This is a genomic window from Streptomyces sp. NBC_00286 (genome assembly GCF_036173125.1).
Taxonomy (GTDB): domain Bacteria; phylum Actinomycetota; class Actinomycetes; order Streptomycetales; family Streptomycetaceae; genus Streptomyces.
On sequence record NZ_CP108054.1, the window covers coordinates 554,634 to 577,077 of the forward strand.

At 69.2% G+C, this 22,444-nt stretch carries 22 protein-coding genes and 2 pseudogenes; 13 read left to right on the forward strand and 11 right to left on the reverse strand.

Features of this window, described 5'->3' with window-relative positions:
* Positions 1–238: 238 nt before the first annotated feature.
* The gene (locus OHT21_RS02660) at positions 239–1,180 is read left to right on the forward strand and encodes a helix-turn-helix domain-containing protein (RefSeq protein ID WP_328766547.1); all 942 of its coding nucleotides are present in this window, start codon (positions 239–241) and stop codon (positions 1,178–1,180) included.
* A gap of 52 nt (positions 1,181–1,232) precedes the next feature.
* Here the strand turns inward: OHT21_RS02660 and OHT21_RS02665 are convergent, their stop codons facing one another.
* Positions 1,233–1,886 carry a DsbA family protein gene (locus OHT21_RS02665; RefSeq protein ID WP_328766548.1) on the reverse strand — a complete coding sequence of 218 codons (654 nt, stop codon included), beginning with the start codon at positions 1,884–1,886 and terminating at the stop codon, positions 1,233–1,235.
* A gap of 281 nt (positions 1,887–2,167) precedes the next feature.
* Positions 2,168–3,109 carry an NAD-dependent epimerase/dehydratase family protein gene (locus tag OHT21_RS02670; RefSeq protein WP_328766549.1) on the reverse strand — a complete coding sequence of 314 codons (942 nt, stop codon included), beginning with the start codon at positions 3,107–3,109 and terminating at the stop codon, positions 2,168–2,170.
* A 185-nt stretch (positions 3,110–3,294) separates the two neighbouring features.
* On the opposite strand from OHT21_RS02670, the gene OHT21_RS02675 reads away from it, so the two are divergent.
* The 3 genes and pseudogenes from OHT21_RS02675 (at position 3,295) to OHT21_RS44585 (ending at position 4,645) form a co-directional block, all read left to right on the forward strand.
* Positions 3,295–3,990 (forward strand): arsenate reductase/protein-tyrosine-phosphatase family protein, encoded by a 696-nt coding sequence (locus OHT21_RS02675; protein ID WP_328766550.1) that lies wholly within the window; start codon positions 3,295–3,297, stop codon positions 3,988–3,990.
* A pseudogene (locus OHT21_RS44580) lies at positions 3,983–4,201 on the forward strand (three-helix bundle dimerization domain-containing protein); the annotation flags it as partial. The gene OHT21_RS02675 and the pseudogene OHT21_RS44580, both read left to right, overlap by 8 nt.
* A 27-nt stretch (positions 4,202–4,228) precedes the next feature.
* The gene (locus OHT21_RS44585) at positions 4,229–4,645 is read left to right on the forward strand and encodes an arsenate reductase ArsC (RefSeq protein ID WP_443050615.1); all 417 of its coding nucleotides are present in this window, start codon (positions 4,229–4,231) and stop codon (positions 4,643–4,645) included.
* A 126-nt stretch (positions 4,646–4,771) separates the two neighbouring features.
* Here the strand turns inward: OHT21_RS44585 and OHT21_RS02685 are convergent, their stop codons facing one another.
* Entirely contained in the window at positions 4,772–5,173 is a 402-nt protein-coding gene (locus OHT21_RS02685; RefSeq protein WP_328773939.1) for a hypothetical protein, read from the reverse strand.
* Between the two features lie 275 nt (positions 5,174–5,448).
* Here OHT21_RS02685 and OHT21_RS02690 point away from each other — a divergent pair, with 275 nt between their 5' ends.
* Positions 5,449–5,652, forward strand: a complete 204-nt coding sequence (locus OHT21_RS02690) for a cold-shock protein (protein ID WP_141307768.1) — start codon at positions 5,449–5,451, stop codon at positions 5,650–5,652.
* Positions 5,653–6,075: 423 nt separating this feature from the next.
* Here the strand turns inward: OHT21_RS02690 and aztD are convergent, their stop codons facing one another.
* The 4 genes from aztD to aztB all read right to left on the reverse strand — a co-directional run bounded on the left by aztD (position 6,076) and on the right by aztB (position 10,426).
* The gene (gene aztD / locus OHT21_RS02695; RefSeq protein WP_328766552.1) at positions 6,076–7,272 is read right to left on the reverse strand and encodes a zinc metallochaperone AztD; all 1,197 of its coding nucleotides are present in this window, start codon (positions 7,270–7,272) and stop codon (positions 6,076–6,078) included.
* 93 nt (positions 7,273–7,365) lie between these two features.
* A complete protein-coding gene (aztC, locus tag OHT21_RS02700) occupies positions 7,366–8,325 on the reverse strand; it encodes a zinc ABC transporter substrate-binding protein AztC (protein ID WP_328766553.1) in 960 nt (319 codons plus the stop codon).
* On the reverse strand, positions 8,322–9,569 hold the full coding sequence (locus OHT21_RS02705; protein WP_443050306.1) for a hypothetical protein: 1,248 nt from the start codon (positions 9,567–9,569) through the stop codon (positions 8,322–8,324). The genes aztC and OHT21_RS02705 overlap by 4 nt, the downstream gene beginning before the upstream one ends.
* Positions 9,569–10,426 (reverse strand): zinc ABC transporter permease AztB, encoded by an 858-nt coding sequence (gene aztB / locus OHT21_RS02710; RefSeq protein WP_328766555.1) that lies wholly within the window; start codon positions 10,424–10,426, stop codon positions 9,569–9,571. Before aztB ends, OHT21_RS02705 begins: the two co-directional genes overlap by 1 nt.
* A 16-nt stretch (positions 10,427–10,442) precedes the next feature.
* Here aztB and aztA point away from each other — a divergent pair, with 16 nt between their 5' ends.
* A complete protein-coding gene (gene aztA / locus OHT21_RS02715) occupies positions 10,443–11,186 on the forward strand; it encodes a zinc ABC transporter ATP-binding protein AztA (RefSeq protein WP_443050307.1) in 744 nt (247 codons plus the stop codon).
* Positions 11,187–11,300: 114 nt separating this feature from the next.
* Here aztA and OHT21_RS02720 read toward each other — a convergent pair whose 3' ends face one another.
* Both OHT21_RS02720 and OHT21_RS02725 read right to left on the reverse strand, forming a co-directional pair.
* Positions 11,301–12,302: a glycoside hydrolase family 43 protein gene (locus OHT21_RS02720; RefSeq protein WP_328766557.1), complete on the reverse strand. Its 1,002-nt coding sequence runs from the start codon at positions 12,300–12,302 to the stop codon at positions 11,301–11,303.
* A 215-nt stretch (positions 12,303–12,517) separates the two neighbouring features.
* Positions 12,518–13,612 (reverse strand): LacI family DNA-binding transcriptional regulator, encoded by a 1,095-nt coding sequence (locus OHT21_RS02725; protein ID WP_328766558.1) that lies wholly within the window; start codon positions 13,610–13,612, stop codon positions 12,518–12,520.
* A gap of 60 nt (positions 13,613–13,672) precedes the next feature.
* On the opposite strand from OHT21_RS02725, the gene OHT21_RS02730 reads away from it, so the two are divergent.
* Positions 13,673–14,044, forward strand: coding sequence for a pyridoxamine 5'-phosphate oxidase family protein (locus OHT21_RS02730; protein WP_328766559.1), 372 nt, complete (start codon positions 13,673–13,675; stop codon positions 14,042–14,044).
* Positions 14,045–14,082: 38 nt separating this feature from the next.
* On the opposite strand, the gene OHT21_RS02735 is transcribed toward OHT21_RS02730, so the two are convergent.
* Positions 14,083–15,435, reverse strand: a complete 1,353-nt coding sequence (locus OHT21_RS02735) for a PP2C family protein-serine/threonine phosphatase (protein WP_443050308.1) — start codon at positions 15,433–15,435, stop codon at positions 14,083–14,085.
* A gap of 327 nt (positions 15,436–15,762) precedes the next feature.
* Here OHT21_RS02735 and OHT21_RS02740 point away from each other — a divergent pair.
* Positions 15,763–16,090, forward strand: a pseudogene (locus tag OHT21_RS02740) (aromatic-ring hydroxylase C-terminal domain-containing protein); the annotation flags it as partial.
* Between the two features lie 62 nt (positions 16,091–16,152).
* On the opposite strand, the gene OHT21_RS02745 reads toward OHT21_RS02740, so the two are convergent.
* Positions 16,153–17,193 (reverse strand): LLM class F420-dependent oxidoreductase, encoded by a 1,041-nt coding sequence (locus OHT21_RS02745; RefSeq protein WP_328766560.1) that lies wholly within the window; start codon positions 17,191–17,193, stop codon positions 16,153–16,155.
* Between the two features lie 195 nt (positions 17,194–17,388).
* Here OHT21_RS02745 and OHT21_RS02750 point away from each other — a divergent pair, with 195 nt between their 5' ends.
* From OHT21_RS02750 to OHT21_RS02770, 5 genes are all read left to right on the forward strand, one after another.
* On the forward strand, positions 17,389–18,246 hold the full coding sequence (locus OHT21_RS02750) for an ABC transporter ATP-binding protein (RefSeq protein ID WP_443050309.1): 858 nt from the start codon (positions 17,389–17,391) through the stop codon (positions 18,244–18,246).
* Entirely contained in the window at positions 18,243–19,061 is an 819-nt protein-coding gene (locus OHT21_RS02755; RefSeq protein WP_328766562.1) for an ABC transporter ATP-binding protein, read from the forward strand. Before OHT21_RS02750 ends, OHT21_RS02755 begins: the two co-directional genes overlap by 4 nt.
* Complete coding sequence (locus OHT21_RS02760) at positions 19,061–19,951, forward strand: branched-chain amino acid ABC transporter permease (protein ID WP_328766563.1); 891 nt, start codon at positions 19,061–19,063, stop codon at positions 19,949–19,951. The genes OHT21_RS02755 and OHT21_RS02760 overlap by 1 nt, the downstream gene beginning before the upstream one ends.
* Positions 19,944–21,041 (forward strand): branched-chain amino acid ABC transporter permease, encoded by a 1,098-nt coding sequence (locus tag OHT21_RS02765; protein ID WP_328766564.1) that lies wholly within the window; start codon positions 19,944–19,946, stop codon positions 21,039–21,041. Before OHT21_RS02760 ends, OHT21_RS02765 begins: the two co-directional genes overlap by 8 nt.
* A 110-nt stretch (positions 21,042–21,151) precedes the next feature.
* Complete coding sequence (locus tag OHT21_RS02770; protein ID WP_328766565.1) at positions 21,152–22,393, forward strand: ABC transporter substrate-binding protein; 1,242 nt, start codon at positions 21,152–21,154, stop codon at positions 22,391–22,393.
* Positions 22,394–22,444 lie beyond the last annotated feature (51 nt).

Genomic DNA, 22,444 nt, shown 5'->3' on the forward strand with positions numbered 1-22,444 from the left:
GGACCAAGAAGGCTTCGACGATCTCCGGGCCTCGGCTTCTCATCGACGGTGACGGCGCTCCCGCTCGCAGCGGTATTCACCCGTGCGCGCTCGGTGGCGCCCCAAGCCTGTCGCGTGCGACTCCTGTCCTTATGCTGCGGTTGGTGGCATCCAACCGCAGCCTGTACCGGCCACCCACCCCTCAGATTGAGCGCAGACTGAGAGCTGGACAGGCTGGCTCTGTGCATGGTGGCTACTGGTGACGGTGAGAAAACGACCTGACGGCCCGCGCGAGATCGCGGACGTCGGCTTTGCTCCGCCGGTCGGCATTCCGGCGGGCGTCGAGGTCATGTCTCTGGCGGAACTGCGTGAGCGGGCCGCCGTCCGCATGGGCAGGGAGGGGCTGTCGACACCTCAGCGGCCGACGTTCCACCACCTGATCACTCTCTCCAGCGGCTCCTTGTGGCACATGGTGGATTTCACCGGCTACGCCCTCAAGCCGGGCTCCTGGCTGTGGGTACGGCCCGGCCAGGTGCAGCAGTGGGGTGATCTGTACGAGGCTGAGGGCACCCTGGTGCTCTTCGAGCGCGACTTCGTCGATCCGGGCACCGTGGCCGCGGCGCGCATGGACGATCCGTACGCACCCGTGCTCCAGGTTCCCGACCCGGAAGACGGCCACGCGTTGGAGATGGCCGTGCGTCATCTGGCACTCGAGTTCCAGGCGCTGCGCGGCGTTCCGCTGGAAGCTCATGTGGCGGTGCTGCGCCACCTGCTGGCGGTACTGGTGCTGCGCCTTTCGCAGCGCACGTCGGCGGTCGGCAGCCCGGTCGCGGAGCCGGGGAAGGCCTTCGTCCGCTTCCGTGAGGCTGTCGAACGCGACTTCGCCCGCACGCGTCGCCTGGAGGACTACGCCCGGGCGCTGGGCTACTCGCCGCGCACGCTCTCCCGGGCCACACTCGCCGACGCAGGGGTGGGAGCGAAGGAGTTCATCGACCGAAGGGTGATCCTGGAAGCCAAACGCCTCCTCGCGCACGGCGACCAGCCGGCCTCCCGTATCGCGGCACAGCTCGGCTTCACCAGTGCCACCAACTTCAGCAAGTACTTCCATCAGCGGACCGGCCAGTCTCCGATCGCCTTCCGCGCAACCGTGCGGGGCCGCTCCTCAGAGTGTGGTGGGGGCGCTGTGCCCCGTACCGGGTGACCAGGGCGGGGAGGGCCGCCCCCGCGAGCGGTGCCACCAGCTACGGGTGAGTTCAGGCGCCTGTGGCGGCGGCCAGGTGTTGGTCCAGGGCGCGGGTGAGCACGTCGGCTGAGGAGACCGGGCCGCCCAGGCGGTCGGTGCCGTATGCGGTGTGCAGCAGCAGCGTCGGGTAGCCGTCGACGCCCAGACGCCGCACCTCGAGAATGTCGGCCGCGGCCTCGGCACGGGCGGCGGGCGAGGCGTACGCGGTCGCCACCGCGTCGGCGTCCAGGCCCAGCTCGGCGGCGATGTCCCGGTAGACCTCGGCGTCGGAGAGGCTACGGCCATCGACGTACCAGGCACGCTGCATAGCGTCGGCGGCATCCAGGGCGTTCGCGCCGGGCTGGCTGCGCAGGGCGACCAAACCCGTGGCGGCGTCGGCGGAGTCCATGACCGCGGTGCCGTCCGTCAGCGCGGCACGGTAGCCGTCGCCGAACGTGACGCCGGTCAACTGGGCGATGCGCTCGTTGGCACCCGGGATGTGCCGGTAGGCGGACATCGGCAACGCGCGCGAGCCGGTGAACAGGCCGCCGGACAGCACCCGCAGCTCGACCCGGTCCGCGTTGGCGGCGGCGAACTCGTGCAGGGCCGGGCTGAAGCCGTAGCACCAGCCGCAGTAGGCGTCGAAAGCGTACGTCAGTGCAATGCGCTCCACGGAGTCCCTCACGTGTCGTCCTTTCCGGATTCCGCCACCCAACTCCCTGTCCCGGCCGGGCTGACACGCTCAAAGCTATGGTCAGAAAGCAGGACCCCTCGGATACGAGGGCGACAGGCCATGGTGGAAAAGCGACAACCTCGTGAGTACCTGGTCCGTGAGCCCCACCAGGCGGCAGCGGCTCCTCGGCGAGCTCACCGCCACCCAGGCGGAGCGAACGACGGCGGAACGCCAGGCGGGCACCCTGGCCGAACGTCAGCGCCTGGCCCGGGAGGTTCGCGACGAGGCCCTGGTCATGCCGACGCCCCGGTCTCCCGGCTCACGCCCAGCTCTTCCTTGAAGCCCTCCCGCCACGAGGGGTAGCGCAGTTGCCAGCCCAGCTTCCGCTTCGCCCTGGCGTTGGAGAAGCCGTGCCCCTCGGTCATCATCGTCACCGGGAACTCCCCGGCCAGCAGCTTGGCCAGCCACTTGGGAACCCGCAGCGGACGCTTCGCCCCCGCGCACGCGGCGAGATACGGCAGCCAGTCGCGGACCTGGGCGGGCTCGTCGTCGACGATGTTGAACACGCCCCTCGCCTGCTGCTCCACGACCAGCACGGTGGCGCTCGCCGCGTCGTCGAGGTGCACCCACGAGGCCCAGCCGGTGCCCTCCCCGACGAGCGGGAACATCCGCTTGCGCACCATCTTGACCACGTCGTCGCTGGCGCCCGGCCCGTAGAACCCGCCGTACCGCAGCACCGTGCCGCCGGCCTTGGGCACCACGTCCTGGATGTGCAGGACACCCGACGAGAGCCTGCGCGCCACCGGCGACGTACCCGCGTCGATCGGGTCCTGTTCGGTCAGCAGCCCCGCTCCGGGCCCGTAGCTCTGCGCGAAGCTCTGTACGACCACATGGGGTACGCCGGTCGCCTCGGCGGCGGCCAGCAGGTGGTCCGTACCCTCGATGCGCAGCCGGTTGGTGGGGGCGAAGGACCGGTCGGGGTGCCGCATGTCGAGCTTGCCGCTGAGCCCGGTCATCTGGTGCACGATCACGTCCGGCCGGGCCTGGGCCACCGCCTCACCGACCGACACCGCGTCCAGCCCGTCCATCACGACACCCTGAGCACCCAGCTCCTCCAGCAAGCGCAGCTTGGCCGCACTCGTCGTCGTAGCCGTCACCTGGTGTCCCCGGGCCACCAGCTGCGGCACCAGCCGCCGCCCCAGGGCCCCACTCCCGCCTGCCACGAACACGCGCATGACCGTCACCTTCCTGTTCCTGATCTCAACTCCGTACTCCGTCTCCAATACCTCGGACGAGACAGCACCCCCGGTCTGTGACATCAGCGAACTCAGGGCTCCGGATACAGCGCATGGCCGACTCGGCTCATCCTGGCCTCCCCCGGGCCTTGACGGGGGACATTAACTCAACAAAGATTGAGTCAATGAATGCTGAGTGGTCTGCTTCGGTGGTGGCGCGAGCACAACGGCACGCGGCACTGGGCGAGCCCGCGCGTCTGGCGATCATCGACCGGCTGCTGCTGGGCGACGCCTCGCCCGGCGAACTCGGCCAGGAGCTGGGCGTGCCCAGCAATCTCCTGGCCCACCACATCAAGCTGCTCGAACAGGTCGGGCTGATCGAGCGATCCCGCTCCGAAGGAGACAGACGGCGCACCTACCTGCGCCTACGCGTACAGAACCTGACGAGCCTTACCCCAACTCCCTTGCGTACAGCGCCTCGTGTGGTGTTCGTCTGCACCCACAACTCCGCCCGATCGCACCTGGCCGCGGCCCTCTGGAAGCGCCACAGCGCCGTACCGGCCGCCTCGGCGGGAACCCGACCCGCCGGGCGCGTCCACCCCCGCACCCTCGCGACCGCACGCAAACACGGCCTCTCCCTGGTCCCCGCCCGTACCTCCCATATCGACGAGACACTGCGCCCTGACGACCTCGTGGTCGCCGTCTGCGACAACGCTCACGAACAGCTCGGCCCCCGGGCCCCCGACCGCCTGCACTGGTCGGTCCCCGACCCCACCCGCACCGGCACCGACGACGCCTTCGCCGACGCCCTGAGTGATCTCGCCGACCGGGTCGACCGGCTGGCTCCCGCCGTCCGCCCTCCTGGAGGCAACGATGACTGAGACCGCGTCCTTCCCGCACCACAACCTGAGCATCGACCAGCAACTCGCCCTGCGCACCGCCGCCACTCACCTGAGCCGGGACTTCGACGGCACCTTCGGCCAGGAGACCATCGAGCGCTTCCTGCACACCAGTTACGACCAGTTCGCCGCCCGCAGCACCATCCCCAACTTCCTCCCGCTGCTGGCCGAACGGTTCGCCCGCCAGCGCCTGCACGCCCTGGCCAAGGTCGAAGGCCACATCACCGATGGCAAGCCCGTCGTCCTCTTCCTCTGCGTCCACAACGCCGGACGCAGCCAGATGGCCATGGGCTTCTTCCAGCACCTGGCCGGCGACGGGGCCCTCGCCTGGTCGGGTGGCTCCGAGCCCGGATACGAGCTGAACCCGGCCGCCGTCGCCGCGATGAGCGAGCGCGGCATCGACATCTCCCGCGAGTTCGCCAAACCCTGGACGGACGAGATCGTCCGCGCCGCCGACATCGTGGTCAGCATGGGCTGCGGCGACGCCTGCCCGGTCTTCCCCGGCAAGCGCTACCTCGACTGGACACTGGACGACCCCGCGGGCAAGGCCGTGGACGACGTCCGCCCCATCCGCGACGAGATCGAGCGCCGCGTCCGCGGCCTCCTCGACGAACTCGGCGTCCCAGCACAGCACTAACCGCACGCAGAGCGCATGAAGGCCAGACCCACACCGCGCAGGCCCGCCGGTTCATTGACTCCCCCTCAGCCGGCGGCAGCCGGTGCACGGTCCGAGCCACACGGCGGGCAGCCCAGCGCCGCAGAGTCAGTCCACTCGGCCGTGCCGGTCGGGACGGCGAATTGAATGTGAAGCGGGGAATGCGGTCACACAGATCATCGGCAAGGCCAAGTACGTGAACAGATCCACAGCGGTCTGTAGTCGCTTGCGCGTCGTGCGGCTCGCATCGTCACGGTGGTAGATCTCCCAGCCGAACACTGCGCCGTGGGCGCCGCTGAGCTCGGCCAGCCGCGGTCCCAGCCGGTCGCGGATGTAGCAGCCGACCGCCGAGATCTTCTCGTCATTGACCAGGTAGGTCCAGTCCAGGACCAGGCAGATCACGGGGACGGCGAGCAGCAGTTGCGTCTGCCTGCTCTGGACGGTGATCGCCAGGACCGCGGTGTACGCGGCGCAGGCCACGCGTCGGCTGAGTCCGGCGAGCCGGCGCAAAGAGGGGCCCGAAAAGGCCGCTTCCGCGGCCAAGCCATCGAGGCTGTCCGGACTACTGGGTCGTTCGAAATGGGCACATCACCGGGGAATTGACTGACGGAATTTTGTGCCGGAGAGCCGAACCCGGCAGAGAATTCAAACCCAATTGCATCTTCCCCGAGATGTGAAGACACCTCGCGGAGGCCGTGTTTAACCTCCGCAGCCCTGGGAAGTCGGCCGCAAAAGCATAAACGGCACAGCAGCGGACTCGCACTGTGCCCATGAAGGAGATCGAAATGGCTACGGGCATTGTGAAGTGGTTCAACGCGGAGAAGGGTTTCGGCTTCATCGCCCAGGACGGCGGCGGCCCCGACGTGTTTGTCCATTACTCGGCCATCGCCAGTACCGGCTACCGCGAACTCAACGAGGGCCAGAGGGTCCAGTTCGACGTGACGCAGGGCCCCAAGGGACCCCAAGCCGAAAACGTCACCCCCGCCTGACCGAGACCCGGCGCTCACAGCACTGGTTCCCAGGTCGGCTAAACCCGGGGAACCACCGCGTCATTCGACCGTGACCACCGTACTCACTGCGACCATCAGGCTCCGAAAACCCTGAAGCCCGGCCCCAGTCACCCCTGCCCATATCGAAGGCCCGGGCGACCTGCCACGATCGCCGACCCGCCCAGAAATCCTCGACCTGTACGCCTTCACTCCCTCCCGCCGCGTACGGGGGCACGCGGGGCAGGCGGAGGCCTCAACGCACGAGCAGCAGAGCAGCAGGATGCGCGGGCTGACGGCCGGCGCGCGGGCCGCCAGGACCCGCTGCCGCCGGCCGCCGGAGAGCGCGCCGACGGGGCGTCGCCGCAGCGCGGCGAGGCCCGCCCGGTCAACCCCGGGCGTAGCGACCTCGCCGAGGTCGGACGATCAGTGGCCGACGACGCCGGACAGTTCGTTGGTGCTCTTCGGCAGGGTGACGGACGTGACCTTCTTGCCCGCCTCGATGTCGACGGCGTGCAGCTTGCGCGTGCCCGGCTCGGAGACGTACGCGGTGTGGTCGCGCACGAAGAGGGTGGGCCGGGCCTGCTGCCAGTCCAGCGGCTCCTGCCACTCGTCCACGACGGGGATCTTCTTGTCCACCTTGCCCGTCTCCGGGTCGATGACGTGAAGCGTTCCGTTCGTGCCGAGGACGAGCGCCTCGCCATCGGGTCCGCGGCCGAGCGAGCGGAAGGAGTAGCTGGTGCCCAGGTCGACCAGGCGCAGTTTCGCGGTCTCGGTGTTGATGAGGGAGATGCGGGTCGGCCGCTCCAGTTCGGCCTCCGGGTCGGTCTTGTAGTCGCCCAGGAGGATGGGCGAGGCGTCGCTGCCGCTCTGGTTGCCGATGCGGCCGTAGTCGTCGAGGGCGTCGACCTTGGTGAACTTGCCGTCCTTGTAGATCAGGATGCCGTCCTCGCAGCCGATGCCGATGGCCTCGCCCTTGGCCGCGGCCTCGCCGTGGACGCCGGGGCACTTCTCGTTGCGCTGGAGCTCCTTGTTGTTCTTGTCCAGGACGAGGGCGCCGGTGCGCTTCTCCTCGGTGCCGAGGGTGCTGAGGAGTTCGCCGTTGCTCAGTTCGATGGCGACGCCGTGGTGCGGCTCGGCGGAGGTGTAGGTGCGGCCTTCCGGCTTCTTGCCGCCGGCGAGGTCGTCGGGGTCGAAGACGTTGACCTCGCCGGTGCCGTCGGTGAACAGCACCGTCTTGCCGGCATGCCGTACCACGTGGCCGGGCTCGGCGCCCTCGTACTCGACGCCGGTGAAGCGCTGTTCGGCGGCGTTCAGGACGCGGAAACCGGCGTCGGTGGAGACGACGACGTGGGAGTCGTCGCCGGCGGGGTTGAGACGGTTGAAGCCGGGCAGCTCGATCGTTTTGGCCAGCTTCAGACTCTCCCCGTCCAGGACGTACAGGCCGCCGTCGAACGTGGCGACCAGCGGGTCCTTGACCGTAACGGCCTTGGTGTTCGGGGCGTTCTTGGCCTTCGTGTCGGAGGAGGGGCTGTCGTCCCCTCCGCATGCGGTCAGGACCGCGGAGGCCGCCAGGGCGAGGGCCGTGCCCGTGAAGGCTCCGTTGCGTGTCGGCTTGTTCACCGGTGAGTTCCTTTCTGTTCCGCGCGGGCGCGGCGGTGGGTGCGGGTGTGCTGGGGCGGCCGGTCGGCCAGTGTCCACGTCAGGGGCGCTGGTTCAGGCGCCGGTCAGGCCGTCGGTCATGGCGGTGGTGTTGGCGCGCATCATCTGCAGATAGGTCCCGGCGCCCTTGCCCTTCTCGGTCAGGGACTCGGAGTAGAGCTCGACGACGCGCACCTGACCGTCCATCTCGGTGCGCAACACCTCGGCCAGCCGCTTGGGCTGGGAGGAGTCCGCGAACACGGTTGGTGCGCCGGCCTTCCGCATCGCCTGGGTGAGTGAGCGCAGGTCGGAGGAGCTGGGCGAAGCCAGCGTCGTACCGCTCGGGATCACCGCGCCGATCACCCGGAAGCCGAAGCGGTCGGCGAGGTAACCGAAGACGTGGTGGTTGGTCACCAACGCGCGCCGCTGTTCGGGTATGCGGTCGAAGGACTTCTCCATCCAGGCGGTGAGGTCGGCGAGTTGGTCGTCGTAGCGGTCGGCGTTGGCGCGGATGGCCTTCTCGTCCACGCCGTCCACGTGCTCGACGACCTGGTCGGCGATCAGGCCGACGGCCTTGCGGACGCGGTCGGGGTCGGTCCAGAAGTGCGGGTCGGGCTGCCCGGCCTCCTCCTCGGGTCCTCCGTCGTCGTGGGCCTGGAAGGTGAGGGGGTTCACCGCCTTGCCGGCCTCGAAGGTGGCCACCCCTGACTCGCGGGCGGCGTCCACGTGCCGTAGTACGTTCTCCTCCAGCCCCAGCCCGTTGAAGACCACGAGGTCCGCACGCTCCAACTCGGCGGCCTGCACGGCCGACAGGCCGAAGGAATGCGGGTCGGCGTTCGGTTTCATCAGCACGGTCACCTCGGCCTCGTCGCCGACGATCTCCTTCGTGATGTCGCCCAGGATGTTGGTCGTCACCAACACCCGGGGCCGCTCGTCGCTGCTCGCACAGCCAGTGCCGGCACCGGCCAGAGCGAGGGTGAGCAGGACCAGCAGCAGGGTGCGCAGCCGCCGCGACTGGTGCGTCTGTCTCGTCATCGTCCGGTCTCCACCATCAGCGCCGGCTCGATGTCCAGGTCGAAGGTGCGCGCGATGCGCAGGTTGTCGTTGTAGTCGATCTCGTACACGCGTTTGCCCTTGGGGTCGTTGAGGTAGGCGCGGCTGCGGTCGACTTCGACGGCAGGTTCCACGTTCCCGTCGGTGCCGGTCTCGGGGGCACCGGTCAGGAGCGGCTTTGTCTTGGCGACCTGCTTGCCGGTGGCGATGTCGTAGCCGTGGAGTGCTCCGTCGGTCTCGAGGACGATCAGGGGAGAGCCCTCTCCCGCGGTGTTGGCGGAGACGACGGAACCGGTCTTCACCCGTGTCCATGTGCGCTCGGTGACGTCCAGCACCCACACGGCCCGGTCCCCGGCGGGTGCCGTGAGCGTGTCGCTGCCGGGCCGGTGCCGGAAGGCCGTGGCCCGTTCCGTTTCGGGTACGTCGCTGCCGTACGGGATCTTCTCGGCGGTGAAGGTGCCGTCGGCCTCACGGACGAGCAGGGCGCCGTCGGCGCAGCCGAGGACCATTCCGCGCCGGGTGACGGCGTCGCCCCGCACTTCCCCGCACCGGGCGTCCGGCGACGCGGCCTGCTTGCCCTCGCGGTCGTACACCGCGATCTTCCCGTCGTCCGTGACGCCGAGCAGGTGCTCCGCGTACGGTACGACAGCTCCCGCATGCGTCCCGGGAAGCGTGCGGGCGGAGCCGACCTTGCCCTTCTCCAGTTCGGCACGGCGGTGGGTCCTGGCCCGGCCGTCCTCGTCGGTCACCACTGTCACAGCGGCATCGCTACGGACGCGGGTGCCCGGGCCTCCGGGCAGCTCGCCCACGTCACGTATCGCCGCGCGGTAGTAGTGCACGTGGTCGCCGTGATCCACCATCCAGGCGCCGCCGTCGAGGACGTGCGTGCCGCCCGCGGTGTGGAAGTAGCCGAACCGGCCGTCCGTGGTCAGTTCCGTGCTGCCCGCCGTCCGGGACCCCTCGTGCGCCTTGCCGGTGATCAGATCGAGTACCCGGGTGTCCCCGGACCTCGGGTCGTTGAGCAGCAGCCGCGACTGCTGCTCTGCCTTTTCCTGTGCCCCTGAGACGTAACCGTGCGGAGCAGAGGCCGAGGGGGTCTTCCTCGGGGCGGACGCGGTGTCGTCCTGACCTGCGCAGCTCGTGGTGAGCAGACAGACGGCCACGAGCGCGGTGGGCACCCAAGCGGTGGCGTTCCTGCGGACGAACAATGGGATCGCCCCTTCCATCAGTGGGTGGCCGTGGCGTGAGCACCGGCGGGGCGCGCACCGCGGTGGTGGCGGAGACCGGATGCCACGTGAGAGAGGAAGAACAGGCTCACCGCGAGGCCCGAGACGGTCGCACCGGCCGCAGTGCTCAAGTGCCAGGACAGCAACAGGCCGCAGAAGGTGGCGGTGACACCGAGCAATGCTGCCAGGGCCATGACACCTCGCACGCTGCGCGCCCAGGGCAGCGCGGCCGCCGGCGGGGCGATGAGCAGCCCCAGGACCAGCAGCGTGCCCACGATGTGGAAGGAGGCGACGATGGCCAGCGCCAGCAGGCCGAGCAGCACCGCGTGAGCGAGGCGCGGGCGCAGGCCGAGCGTGTGCGCCTTGCGCGGGTCGAAGGCCAGGGCGAGGAAGGCTCGGTGGCCGAGGACCGAGACGACCAGCGCCAGCAGCAGCGCCACGCCCAGCAGCACCAGATCCTGCTCGCGGACGGCGAGGACGTCACCGAAGAGGAACCCGGTCAGGTCGACCGCGAAGGACTGCGAGCGCGAGACGATGATGACGCCGAGCGACAGCATTCCCACGAACAGCAGGCCGATACCCGTGTCCTGGGACAGCCGCGGGGTTCGGCCGAGGGCGGTGACGCCGGCCGTCATGACGGCCGCGCTCACCAGCGCCCCCACCAGCAGGTTGCCGCCGAGCAGCGCGGCGAGCGCGACTCCGGGCAACAGCCCGTGGGACATGGCGTCGCCGAGGAAGGCCATCCCCCTGAGCACCACCCACGTGCCGGCCAGGGCGCAGATCGCCGACACCAACATCCCGCCCCACAGCGCCCTTTGCACGAAGGTCACCTCGAAGGGACCCGTCAACCACTCCATGGATCGACACACTACGATGAAAATCATGTTCAATAAACAGGGGGCCTCCCCCGCCGTCGCCGAAGGCAGGACGCCCCGCGTCCGCTTCAGCGGACTGTCCGCCGGCTACCCCGGCCGCACTGTCCTCCATCAACTCGACGCCGAAATACCGGCGTTGGCCGTCACGGCACTCGTCGGCCCGAACGGCAGCGGGAAGTCCACCCTGCTCGGAGTGCTGGCCGGAGTGATTCAGCCCACATCAGGCAAGCTCCGTCACGTCGGCAACCGGCCGCCGGCGTTCGTCCCACAGCGCGGCGCCGTCGGTGACGCGCTGCCGCTGACGGTCAGGCAGACGGTGGAGATGGGGCGCTGGGGTGAACGCGGGCCGTGGCGCCGGCTGACCCGGCAGGACCACACCACCGTGGACACGGCCATGGAACGACTGGGCATCACCGATCTCGCCCCCCGCCAACTCGGGGAACTGTCCGGCGGGCAAAGGCAACGCGCGCTGATCGCCCAGGGCCTTGCCCAGGAGTCGGACCTGCTCCTCCTGGACGAGCCGACCACGGGACTCGATCCCGGGGCAAGGGAGCGGATCGCCGCGCTGCTGACGGAGGTCGTCGCCGGCGGGGTGACCATCGTCCAGGCCACGCACGACCTCGAAGCCGCACGCTCAGCCGACACCTGCCTCCTGCTCAGCGACGGCCGCCTGGCGGAACAAGGCGACCCCGAGCAACTCCTCACCCCCTCCACGCTCGCCCAGATCTGGCAACCGACCTGACGCGACGGCCAGCACTCGGCGGCGACCTCGGCCAGTCCAGCGTGTGATGCCGCCACAGCCATGTCGAGTGCGTCGACGACGAAGCCGGCGTGGTCCCGAACCACACAGGAGGCGTCAGCCGCCGCCGTCGAGATCGGTGCGCTGGCGGAGCACTCGAAGCTCGTGGCCGAGGAGTTGCATCTCGTACAGCTTCCCGCGCGCATTGTTGAAGGGGCGATGGAGCACCATCATCAGCCGGCCGTCGAAAGTGTGGAACAGCATGCCGTGGCCGCTGTCGTTCCGGACCAGCGGCCGTCGCTGGCTCCACGGACCCTTGATGTCGCCGGACTTGGAGACGGCATAGGTCTGCACATACAAGCCGCCGACGGTGCCGTCCGGGTTGGCCAGGTTCTTTTCGTACGTCGACCACAGCATGATCAGTGATTTGTCAGAGGTGCGGTACAGCTGAGGGCCGTCGGTGACGTAGGGCGGGAGTTGGTGCGGTACGCCGCCGGGGATCTGCTCGCTGATCCAGAACGCGTCCGAGGCCTTGAAAAGGCAGGTCGGATCGCCGACGGTGCCCGAGAGGTCCGGAGTCAGCCGGATCGCTTCCATGGTTCCGTCGATGATCTGCAGCCACTCGTGCGCGTACACCATCCAGGGCTGCCCGGACGGGTCGACGTAGAGCGTTCCGTCGAGGGTCATGAGGTTTTCGGGCGGAGTGGGGCGCGAGGGGTCGATGACGGTGAAGGGGCCCAGCAGTGAGTCGGAAACAGCGGTGATCGTGCCGCGCATGTAGTTCCCGATCGGGAAGGGCGTGCCCCATTGGCTGGGTGGTGGTATCGGAAGCGGCTTGTCCTGGTCGTGCAGAGTAGTGAACAGGTAGTACTTGCCGCCCCACTCGTGCACCTCCGGCGCCCACCCACCGTGGGTTGTCCAGAGGCCCTCCTGGTCGGCGGCCAGGAAGATGACGACGGGGCGCATCCAGTCGCGCAGGTTGCGGCTGCGGTAGACCATGGTGCCGGTGCCGTCCACGCCCGATACCGATCGGTCGTTGGACGTGTAGAGGTAGTAGGTCCCGGTCTTCTTGTCGGCGACGATGAACGGGTCGTGCAGGGGCATGTCGGGAAGCCGCATGAGATCGGCGTCAGCCGCGGCCGAAGACGCCGTTGACACGTCATCGGCGGAAGCGGACGCGGATGAGGGAGACGCTGCGCCGAGAACGGTTGAGGCTGCGGCCGCGCCTGAGGTGGCGACGAAGCTACGTCGGGAGCTAGGCAAGGTGGTTGGGCCTTTCCGGGAGACTTGCCGGGAGCCTTGATCGCCTGCGTGGGAGGCTCGGGTAGCGGCGGTCAGACCCGTGACCGTTGTGATGGGTGGGAACGTGACGACGAAGTGCGCTGTCCGGCTGAGGAGGACGGTGGGGGCGCGGTCGAGGCTCGGACAACGAGTTCGAGCGGTAGGTCGCTCGCCGGTGGCGCTTCGGTGGCGGGCTCTTCGATGGCGTGGATGAGAAGCCTGAGTCCTTCCCTGGCTGCGGCGTCGAACGGCTGGCGCACCGTGGTCAGGGGTGGGGTGACGTAGGCGAAGACGGGGTTGCCGTCGAAGCCGACGACACTGACGTCGTCGGGCACGCGTCGACCGGCTTCGGTCAGGGCGTGGATCAAGCCGATCGCCATGTCGTCGCCCGAGACGAAGACCGCGGTCACCTCGGGGTCGGCGGCCAGTTCGCGGCCCGCCAGGTAACCGGACGCGGCCGACCAGTCGCCTTCGAGGAGGGGCGGTTGGTGCCTGCCGCGCGCCGCCAGAGCTGCCCGCCATCCCTCGGCACGGTCCTTGGCGGCGTACCAGCGCAGTGGTCCGGCAAGGTGGTGGACGGTCTGGTGCCCCAGATCGAGCAGGTGGTCCGTGGCCGCCCTCGCCAGCAGATCGGCTCCGACCCCTGCCGTCACCGCTCGAGAGCCGCCGAAGGCCGGTGGCGCGCCGAGGAAGAGAACCGGTACGTCGACGCGGACGGACACCTCTCCTTCGACGACGGGTTCGGAGACGATGATGCCGTCCACGCCCTGCTCCAGGAGGGAGTCCACGGCGGCGGCGATATCGTCCGGTTCGCCGTCCAGTGTGTTGACCACCCGGAGTGCGTAGCCGGAGCCTCGCACGGCTTTCTCAATGGCCACGAGCAGTGAGGCGGTTCCGTACCCGGTCGTCCCCAGAGCGACCACACCGATGGAACGTGTGCGTCCGGAAGCCAGTGTTCGAGCCGCGTTGTTGAGCCGGTAGCCGAGTTCCTCGGCGGCTTCGATGACGCGTCGCCGTACGTCGTCGGAGACGTACGGCTCGTTGTTGAGGACCCTCGACACGGTCTTGCGTGAGACACCGGCCAGTTGGGCGACATCGGCACTGCGCGGCACTGGAGCGCTCCCGCCCCGTCCCACCACTCGTGTCATGGAGCCTCCTCTGGCCGAACACGGGAACCCTTCGAGGTCAGTTGCATGACCGCGCGGTCAATGTCTACGCAGTCAGAGATCGCCCGTCAAGGGTGCGCACCCGGCTTCCTGCCCTCGGTCCTCCCCGTCAACTTCTCCCTGGACACGGACGCCTCCGTCCTGCTCCGCACATCGCCGGACTCGGACCTCGTACGCGCCATCGAGGGCGTCGTGGTCGCCTTCGAGGCGGACGAGTTCGACGCGGCGACCCGGTCCGGCTGGAGCGTGGTCGCCACCGGCCGGGCCACCGTGGTGACCGACCCCGCCGCGAATGAGCGGCTCTCGCAGAGCGGCCCCACGTCCTGGATACCCCTGCGGGACGCGGTGTTCGTACGGATCGAGTCCGAGATGGTCACCGGACGTGAACTGAGAGGAACGCGTGCCCCGCGGTGAGTCGCAGCCTGCCGGGCTTCTGGCGCCCGTGGCCGCTGCTATCGGTCCTGCTGGTTCACAGGGCCGGTGGGTGGAATGCGTACGGCGAGAAGAGCGATGTCGTCGTGGCCGTCGCTGGGATGTTGGTCGGCGAGGGTGCGGCAGAACTCGTCGAGGGGCAGCCCGACGTGGGCGCCGGCGGTGGCCGCAAAGATGTCCAGGTCGGCGTCCAGCGGGTGCCCGGGGTGTTCGACCAGGCCGTCGGTGAACAGCAGCACCGTGTCTCCGGGCGCGAGCGTATGGGTGTGGTCGGGGCGGTGCAGGCGGGCGTCGACGCCCAGCGGCACGCCGGGTTCGGCCTGCAGGTAGCGGGTGCGTCCATCGGTGCGGACGACCAGTGGCGGGAGGTGACCGGCCGTCGACCAGTGCAGGCGCCAGCTGTCGCCGTCGGGTTCGATACGGGCCAGGCAGGCGGTGGTGACGGGGGCGTCGGTGATCGCGTGCAGGGTGTCGTCGAGCCGGTCCAGGACCAGGCTCGGCGGGGTGCGCCGTTCGTACAGCAGGGCGCGGAGCATGTTGCGGATCTGAGCCATGGCGGCGGCCGCGGTCAGGTCGTGGCCCACGACGTCGCCGATGATCGCAGCGCATGCACCGTCGGGGAGCAGCAGGGCGTCGTACCAGTCGCCGCCCAGGTGGTGGCCCGAAGCAGTAGCCGCCCGGTACTCCGCCGCCGCGGTGAACGGGGTCAGATCGGGCAGGGTGGGCAGCAGCAGGCGCTGAAATTGTTCGGCGGATGTACGTACCTGCTGGTACAGGCGGGCGTTCTCGATGGCGATGCCGGCGGCCCCGGCCAGCGCGCCCACGACGGCCGCGTCCTGCTCGTCGAACGGTCTGCCGTCGCGCCGGTCGGCCAGGTAGAGGTTGCCGTAGATGCGTCCGTGCACGCCGATGGCCACCCCGAGCAGGGTGCGCATCGGCGGATGCCCCGCGGGGAAGCCCACCGCGTCCGGATGGTGCGCTATATCGTCCACGCGCAATGGTTCGTGCTGCTCGATGAGGTGCGCGAGCAGGCCCTGGCCGTGCGGGGGATGGACTCCGGCCAGGGCCTGGTAGTCGGCGTCACTCAGGCCGAGCGGGATGAAATCCTCAAGGCCCGCCCGCTCCTCCTCCTTGAACACGCTGAGGGCACCGTAGCGGGCGTGCACCAGGTGCATCGCGGCGCTCACGATCTGTCGCAGCACCACCGGCAGGTCCAGCTCTCGGCTGACCGCCAGCACCGCGTCCAGCAGCGCCTGCATCCGTTCCTGGGCGCGGGTGAGTTGCCTGAACTGCTCGGCGATGCCGCCCAGGTCCGCATCCCAGGTCGCCCCGGGGGACTTGATCGGGAGCCCCTCGTCGCCGTTCACTGGCACCTCACCCCTTCCGGGATACACCAGGTACCGCGACCGGATGCGGCCACACGCACACCCTAGAACACCCGACGCCCGCCCACCCCACCGCGCGAACATGCGGCCAGGTACGTCAGCCTGTCATCCGCGGAGTGGCCGGTGCACGGTCAGCCGCCCACTCGAGCGGCACATCGCCGGACATGATCGCACGCCCTCGGTCCGGGCGCGGAGGGCGTCCTCGGCAGCGACCTCGGCGCGCAGATCGGGTCGAGGGTGTCGTCATCGACGGCCCTCAGGGCGGCGCCCGTCACGTGCCGGCCGGTAGTCCATCGGAACAACCACCCCGTCGGCCTGATCGAGAAGATCACCGCGATCAGTATCCGCTACGACTTCGGCGAAGGCCCCGACCTGCCCGGCCGCCGCCTGCGCGACGTCGACGTGAAACAGGGCCACCACCTCTACGGTCTGCTGCATCGCGGCCGCGGCCTGCTCCTTGACCGCGCCGAACGCCTGACCGTCGGCGGCTGGTCAGACCGGGTCGACTACCTCGCGGACCCATGCCGCACTGGATGTTCCCTGCGTCCTGCTACGCCCCCACGGCCACGTCTCCTGGATCGGCGACGATCAGCACGACCTGGACGACCACCTCTCCCGCTGGTTCGGCAAGCCCGCCAACTGATTTCGCCTGAGCAGCCATGCCCTCTGAGGGCTCCCCGCCCGCATCGTGCGACGCGCGTGGCGTCAGTCCAGCATGTCGCGCAGTCGCTCGACGGCGTGGAGGCGTTCCCTGTGCGTGCCGGCCAGCGGCTTCACGCACAGGGTCGTCACTCCGGCGGCAGCAAAGGCATCGAGCTGTCCGGCGATCTGTTCCTTCGTCCCCACGAGGGATATGGCCTTCAACAGTCCCTCCGGAACGGCGGCTTCGGCCTCCTGCTTCTTTCCTGACAAGTACAGGTCCTGGATGTGCGCCGCCTCCCGTTCGTAGCCGTACCGACCGGCGAGCCGGGCGTAGAAGTTCTTGTTCCTCGCGCCCATCCCTCCGATGTAGAGGGCCAGTTGTGGCCGAGCTCGGTCCAGCAGGTGTTCCACGTCGTCGCCGACGGCCAGAGGCGCCGTCACCGTGATGTCGAGCGTGCCCAGTGCCGCATCGCGCCGGGCCAGCCCCGCGGTCAGTGCCGTTCCCCACACCTCGGCGGCCTTTCCGGGATGGAAGAACACGGGCAGCCAGCCCTCGGCGAGCTCGGCCGTCAGCTCGACGTTCTTCGGTCCGATCGCCGCCAGGGTGATGGGGATGCGGGAGCGGACCGGCTTGTTGAGGAGTTTCAGGGGCTTGCCGAGCCCGGTGCCCCGCTCGGCGGGAAGCGGAAGCGGGTACTTCGGCCCCGGGTGCACCACCGGTTCGCCCCGCCACACCTGACGGCAGATCTCCACCACCTCGCGGGTGCGGCCGAGTGGCGCGTCGTACGGCACCCCGTGGAAACCCTCGATCACCTGCGGTCCCGACGCTCCGAGGCCCAGGGTGAACCGGCCGCCGGAGAGATCGTCCAGACCGGCGGCGGTCATCGCCAGGAGCGACGGCGTACGGGTGAAGACCGGGAGGATCCCGGAGGCGATCTCCAGGCGTTCGGTACGAGCCGCGAGATAGCCCAGTCGGCTGACGGCGTCGAACGAGTAGGCCTCCGGCACGAAGGCGATCTCGACCCCTGCCGTCTCGAAATCCCTTACGGCATCGACCGATTCGATGAAGTCGCCGCTGTAATCCAGTGTCATACCGATACGCATGCGAAGGCCCCTCGTCTTCTGATCGACTGAGATTTTATCGAACGATCGTTTAATACCGTACCGGCCTTCCTGTCCAGGCGGAACCGGCGGGCTCGTAGCCCTTCAACTCCACCTCTCTGCAAGAGATCATGTGCAGGGACCTTGACCGAGTGACGTGGCTCACCCTACGTTCGCGCTGGCCTTAACGAACGATCGATGAGTGACGCTCAGCGTTGCTTCAGAGCGGCAAGGGAGGCCGAAGTGCTCGAAATCGATGGACTCGTCGTCCGGTACGGCGCTCGCGCACCCGTTCTGCGGGGGGTGTCCCTGGACGTCGGCGGCAGCGGCGTCGTCGCGCTCCTCGGCAGCAACGGCGCCGGAAAGACGACGCTCATGCGCGCCGTCTCCGGCACGCTCGGCCTGTACGGCGGTGGGGTCACCGAAGGCTCCGTCCGGTTCCGTGGCGAACGGATCACCGGTGCGGACACCGCCCGCACCGTGGCGCACGGGCTCGTACAGGTACCGGAAGGACGGCACATCTTCGCCGGTCTGACGGTGGAGGAAAATCTGAACGCCGGTGCGCTCACCGTGCGGTCGTCGGCGGTGCGTGAGCGCACACGCCGTCGGATGTACGAACTCTTCCCGCAGCTCTCCGAGCGGCGACGCGCCCGTGGCGGGACGCTGTCCGGCGGCGAGCAGCAAATGCTCGCCATCGCCCGGGCGTTGATGGCGCAACCCAGACTCCTGCTTCTCGACGAGCCGTCCCTCGGCCTCGCGCCGCGGCTGGTGCATCTCGTGGGCGAGACGATCCGCGAGATCAGCCGGGAAGGGGTCCCCGTCCTGCTGGTGGAGCAGAACGCGGCGATGGCGCTTTCGGTCGCCGACTCGGCGTGTGTGCTCGACCTCGGCCGGGTCGTACTGAGCGGACCGACGGACGAACTGGCGCAGAGCGACGATGTGCGACGCCTCTACCTGGGCGCGGACGCGGACGCCGGCCAGAGCGCCGGCGGGTCCGCACCGCGGCCCGGGCCCGGAACCGGAAACACGCCGACGCTGAGCAGGTGGTCCGGATGACGACGACTCCAACGCAAACGGCAGCGGAGCTGCGTGTCGAGGACGTGAGCGTGGTGTTCAGCGGACTGCGCGCCCTTGACGGTGTGTCATTCACCGTGCGGCCCGGAACGATCCACGCCGTCATCGGTCCCAACGGTGCCGGGAAGACAACGCTGCTCAACGCCCTGTCGGGGATCTACCGTGTCGCCTCGGGCCGCATCATGGTGGACGGTCAGGAGGTGACGGGCCTGCGTCCGGACCGGGTGGCACGGAGGGGAGTCGCCCGCACCTTCCAGAACATCGTCGTGTCACCGGCCGAGTCCACACTCGACAACCTCATGGTCGGCCGGCATCGGCTGACCCGGTCCGGCATCGCCGCGACCGCCCTGGGACTGGGCCGCGGTGAACAGCGTGTCCACGAAGCGCGGGTGCGCGACATCGCGGAGTTCGCCGGCTTGTCCGGCGTTCTTCACCGCCCGGCGGCGAGTCTCGCCTACGGGGATCTCAAGCGACTGGAGTTCGCGCGGGCTCTGTGCCTGGAGCCGCGGTTGCTCATCCTCGACGAACCGGTCGCCGGGATGAACACCGCGGAGAGCGCGGAACTCGCCCGGCTGGTCTCCGCGGCACGTGACGCGCTCGGTCTGACCGTGGTGTTCGTCGAGCACGACATGGGAGTGGTCATGTCGATCGCCGACCGCATCACCGTCCTCGACTTCGGCAAGGTCGTCACGGACGGCACGCCGGAACACGTAAGGCAGCATCCGGAAGTGATCAGCGCCTATCTGGGAGCGCCCATGGAATCCGGAAACGACCAGGTGGCGGAGAGGTTGTCGTGATGACCCGCGGAGTCGAAATCCTGCTGAGCGGTGTGTCTTTGGGGTTGTTGTACGCCCTGATCGCGCTGGGCTTCGTCATCGTCTTCAAGGCGACCCGCACGGTGAACTTCGCGCACGCCTCGTTTCTGCTCTTCGGTGTGTGGGTGGTGGCGCAGACCAGCCCGCACATCGGCTTCGCGGCCGCCGTGGCGCTCGGCCTGGTCGCGGCCGGGACGCTGGGGCTGGCGGTGGAGCGACTGCTGCTGTCCCGGGTCGACGGCCGCAAGCATGACGCGCTGGCGATCCTCACCATCGGGGTCAACGTGGTGCTCACCGCGGAACTGAGCTGGCGCATCGGGGAGAGCGTGCTGCCACTCGGCGCTCCCTGGGACGGACACGTGGTCCACTTCGGCTCAGTGGTACTGCCCTTGTCCGTGATCATCACCATCGTCATCGTGCCGCTGCTGATCGCCGGTCTCGCCGCGGTCCTCCGCCACACCGGCTGGGGCCTGGCCATGCGCGCCTCGATCGAGGACCGCGAGGGCGCGGCGCTCGCCGGTGTCCGGCTGAAGCGGGTCTCGGCAGGTGCCTGGATCGCGGCCGGCATCCTCGCCGTCGCGGCCGGCATCGGTCTCGCGTCGTTCCCCAGCCCTGGCGTGGCCGTGAGCACCGGGACCGCGGCCATCAAGGCGCTCCCCGCCGCGATCATCGGCGGCCTCGACTCGCTCGGCGGGGCGATCGTGGGCGGCCTGGTCATCGGTATCGCCGAGGTGACCGTCGCCGAGTACCAGGACGCCCTCTCCTTCCTCGGGCGAGGGCTGGGGGACGTCGTGGCCTACGTGATCATGATCTGCATTCTGCTGTGCCGGCCCTCGGGCCTGTTCGGCGCGAAGGAGGTCAGCCGTGCCTGAGACGTCCCGGTTCCCCATGGCAGGGCGTGTGCCGGCCCTGTGCGCGCTGACCGCCGCCCTGGTGGTCCTCCTGGCGCTGCCCCTGTATGTCTCCGCGTTCTGGCTGAACATGGGCCTGTTCGCGATGGCGGCGGCGGTCGGCGCGATCGGCCTCACCATCCTGCTCGGCGCGGCGGGACAGTTGTCCCTGGGACACGCCTTCTTCGTCGCCGTCGGCGCATACGGCTATGCCTTCCTGGCCGGAGAAAGCGGCGGCGGGGTGTCCGGTCTCGGCCTCCCCCCGCTACTCGCCGCAGTCCTGGCCGTCCTGCTGGCGGGCGTCTGCGGCCTGCTGTTCAGCCCGGTCTCCAGTCGCCTGCGCGGCATCTACCTGGGCATCGCCTCCCTGGGCCTGGTGTTCCTCGGCCACCATCTGCTGCAGAACATGAAGCCGGTGACAGGCGGTTTCGAGGGCCGGACCGTCGTGCCGATGTCGATCGGCGGGTTCTCCTTCTCCGACCAGGCGGACGTCACCGTTCTGGGCGTTCCGTTCGGTGCCGCCGAGAGCCAGTGGTATCTGTTCCTCGTCGTCACCGTCGGGGCGGCGCTGCTCGGCCGCAACGTCCTGCGCGGCCGGCCCGGCAGGGCGCTGAGGCTCATGAAGGACAGCGAGATCGGCGCGAGCGCCATGGGCGTCGACATACGACGCACCAAGGCGGCCGTCTTCGTACTGTCGTCGATGTATGCCGGCGCCGCCGGTGTGCTCACGGCACTGGCCTTCCAGCGCACCGTCCCCGACTACTTCAGCCTCCACCTGTCGGTCAACTATCTGGTGATGGTCATCCTGGGCGGCCTCGGATCCGTGGGTGGCGCGATCGCCGGTTCGGTCTTCGTCGTGACGCTGCCCCTGCTGTTCTCCCGCTACGCGGATTCCCTGCCGTTCGTCACCGGGGCCGGCGGGCAGGGACTGGACGCTTCGACAGCGGCCCAGTTCGTGTACGGCGCGGTCGTCATCGTGGCCGTGATCGTCCAGCCGGGCGGTCTGGCGGCGCTGGCCGGCGCCGTTCGACCGCTACGAAGCCGCCGCCCGGCCGCGGCCGCCACTCCCTGAACCCCCGCTCCCCAAGCGTCCGTCGCTTCAGACACTCCAGACCCGCCCCCCACCTTGCCGGACGTGTGCTGTCAACCACCTCATCCACCTCTCAGCGAGGAGACACACCGATGCACAAATCGCGCACAGTCGGCCTGGCGGCCACGGCCCTGGCCTTCACGCTGGCGGTTGCCGGCTGCTCCACCAAGGCCGAAACGGCCGGGACCGCCGCCGCGCCCGGGGTCAGCGACTCCACCATCAAGCTCGGGGTGCTGATGGACCTGTCGGGCCCGTTCGCGGGCACCGGCAAGACGATCCTCGACGCGAGCAACGTCGCCGTGAAGGAGATCAACGCGGCAGGCGGTGTCTGCGACCGGAAGCTGGCACTCGTCACCCGCGACCACGGCTACGACCCGCAGAAGGCCGTCGCCGCGTACGACGAGATGGATCCGCAGGTCCTCGGCTATCTGAACATCCTCGGCTCACCGGTCGTCACGGCGCTGCGGGACAAGATCGAGGCGAAGGACGAACTCGCCGGCCTGACCACGTTCGCGTCGACCCTGCTCGGGGACGAGCACCTGATCGTCCTGGGCGCCACGTACGACATCCAGACGATCAACGGCCTGGACTGGCTCGCGAAGAAGGGCGCACTGCGCAGCGGCGATTCCGTCGGGCATATCTACCTCCAGGGAGAAATCGGCGAGAACAGCCTGCGGGGCAGCAAGTTCGCCGCGGGGAAGCTGGGGTTGAAGATCGTCGGCCAACAGATCGAACCCGCCGCAACCGACCTCACCAGCCAGGTCAACGCGCTCAAGTCGGCGAAGGTCAAGGCGATCGTGGTGGACTCGACGCCCAAGCAGGCGGCTTCGGTGGCGGCAGTGGCGCAGGCGGCCGGCATGGAGGTGCCGATCATGGGCGGGGTGTCGACCTTCGCCACCAGCCTGCTCAAGACGTCTGCGGCGCCCGCGCTCACCGAGCACTACACCAGGCTCTCCGGGCTGGGCGCCCTCGGCGCGGACAACGCCGCCGCTCGCAAGCTGGCCGCTGCCTGGAGGGACCAGAACGGTAAGGCACCGGAGGCCAGCAGCGGAGTCGTCCACGCCTACGCCATGACCAAGCTCTACGCCGAGATACTCGGCAAGAGCTGCGAGGACCTCACCCGCCCGGGCGTGCTCAAGGCCCGCGGCGCTGTCACCGACTTCACGCTACCGGGCCTGCTCCCGCCTCAGGACTTCTCCGATCCCGCTGAACCCAGTTCGCGCGAGGCCCAGGTGCTGGGTGTGGACAAGGATGTCTTCGCCGGAGTCAAAGCACTCGGTGACTTCTTCGCATCGGACCTGGCGAAGGAGTACAAGGTGCCGTCGGCCGGATGACACCGGGGACTGTGCCCGGCGGGCCGGCGGCGGTGCGCCGGCCCTCGGCTC

Coding starts and splice junctions, on each gene's coding strand:
- OHT21_RS02670 (WP_328766549.1), bottom strand. CDS start 3,109: ATGCGCGTGTTCGTGGCAGGCGGGAGTGGGGCCCTGGGGCGGCGGCTG.
- OHT21_RS02675 (WP_328766550.1), top strand. CDS start 3,295: ATGAATGCTGAGTGGTCTGCTTCGGTGGTGGCGCGAGCACAACGGCAC.
- OHT21_RS02690 (WP_141307768.1), top strand. CDS start 5,449: ATGGCTACGGGCATTGTGAAGTGGTTCAACGCGGAGAAGGGTTTCGGC.
- aztC (WP_328766553.1), bottom strand. CDS start 8,325: ATGACGAGACAGACGCACCAGTCGCGGCGGCTGCGCACCCTGCTGCTG.
- OHT21_RS02705 (WP_443050306.1), bottom strand. CDS start 9,569: ATGGAAGGGGCGATCCCATTGTTCGTCCGCAGGAACGCCACCGCTTGG.
- aztB (WP_328766555.1), bottom strand. CDS start 10,426: ATGGAGTGGTTGACGGGTCCCTTCGAGGTGACCTTCGTGCAAAGGGCG.
- aztA (WP_443050307.1), top strand. CDS start 10,443: ATGAAAATCATGTTCAATAAACAGGGGGCCTCCCCCGCCGTCGCCGAA.
- OHT21_RS02720 (WP_328766557.1), bottom strand. CDS start 12,302: ATGCGGCTTCCCGACATGCCCCTGCACGACCCGTTCATCGTCGCCGAC.
- OHT21_RS02725 (WP_328766558.1), bottom strand. CDS start 13,612: ATGACACGAGTGGTGGGACGGGGCGGGAGCGCTCCAGTGCCGCGCAGT.
- OHT21_RS02730 (WP_328766559.1), top strand. CDS start 13,673: ATGTCTACGCAGTCAGAGATCGCCCGTCAAGGGTGCGCACCCGGCTTC.
- OHT21_RS02745 (WP_328766560.1), bottom strand. CDS start 17,193: ATGCGTATCGGTATGACACTGGATTACAGCGGCGACTTCATCGAATCG.
- OHT21_RS02750 (WP_443050309.1), top strand. CDS start 17,389: ATGAGTGACGCTCAGCGTTGCTTCAGAGCGGCAAGGGAGGCCGAAGTG.
- OHT21_RS02755 (WP_328766562.1), top strand. CDS start 18,243: ATGACGACGACTCCAACGCAAACGGCAGCGGAGCTGCGTGTCGAGGAC.
- OHT21_RS02760 (WP_328766563.1), top strand. CDS start 19,061: ATGACCCGCGGAGTCGAAATCCTGCTGAGCGGTGTGTCTTTGGGGTTG.
- OHT21_RS02770 (WP_328766565.1), top strand. CDS start 21,152: ATGCACAAATCGCGCACAGTCGGCCTGGCGGCCACGGCCCTGGCCTTC.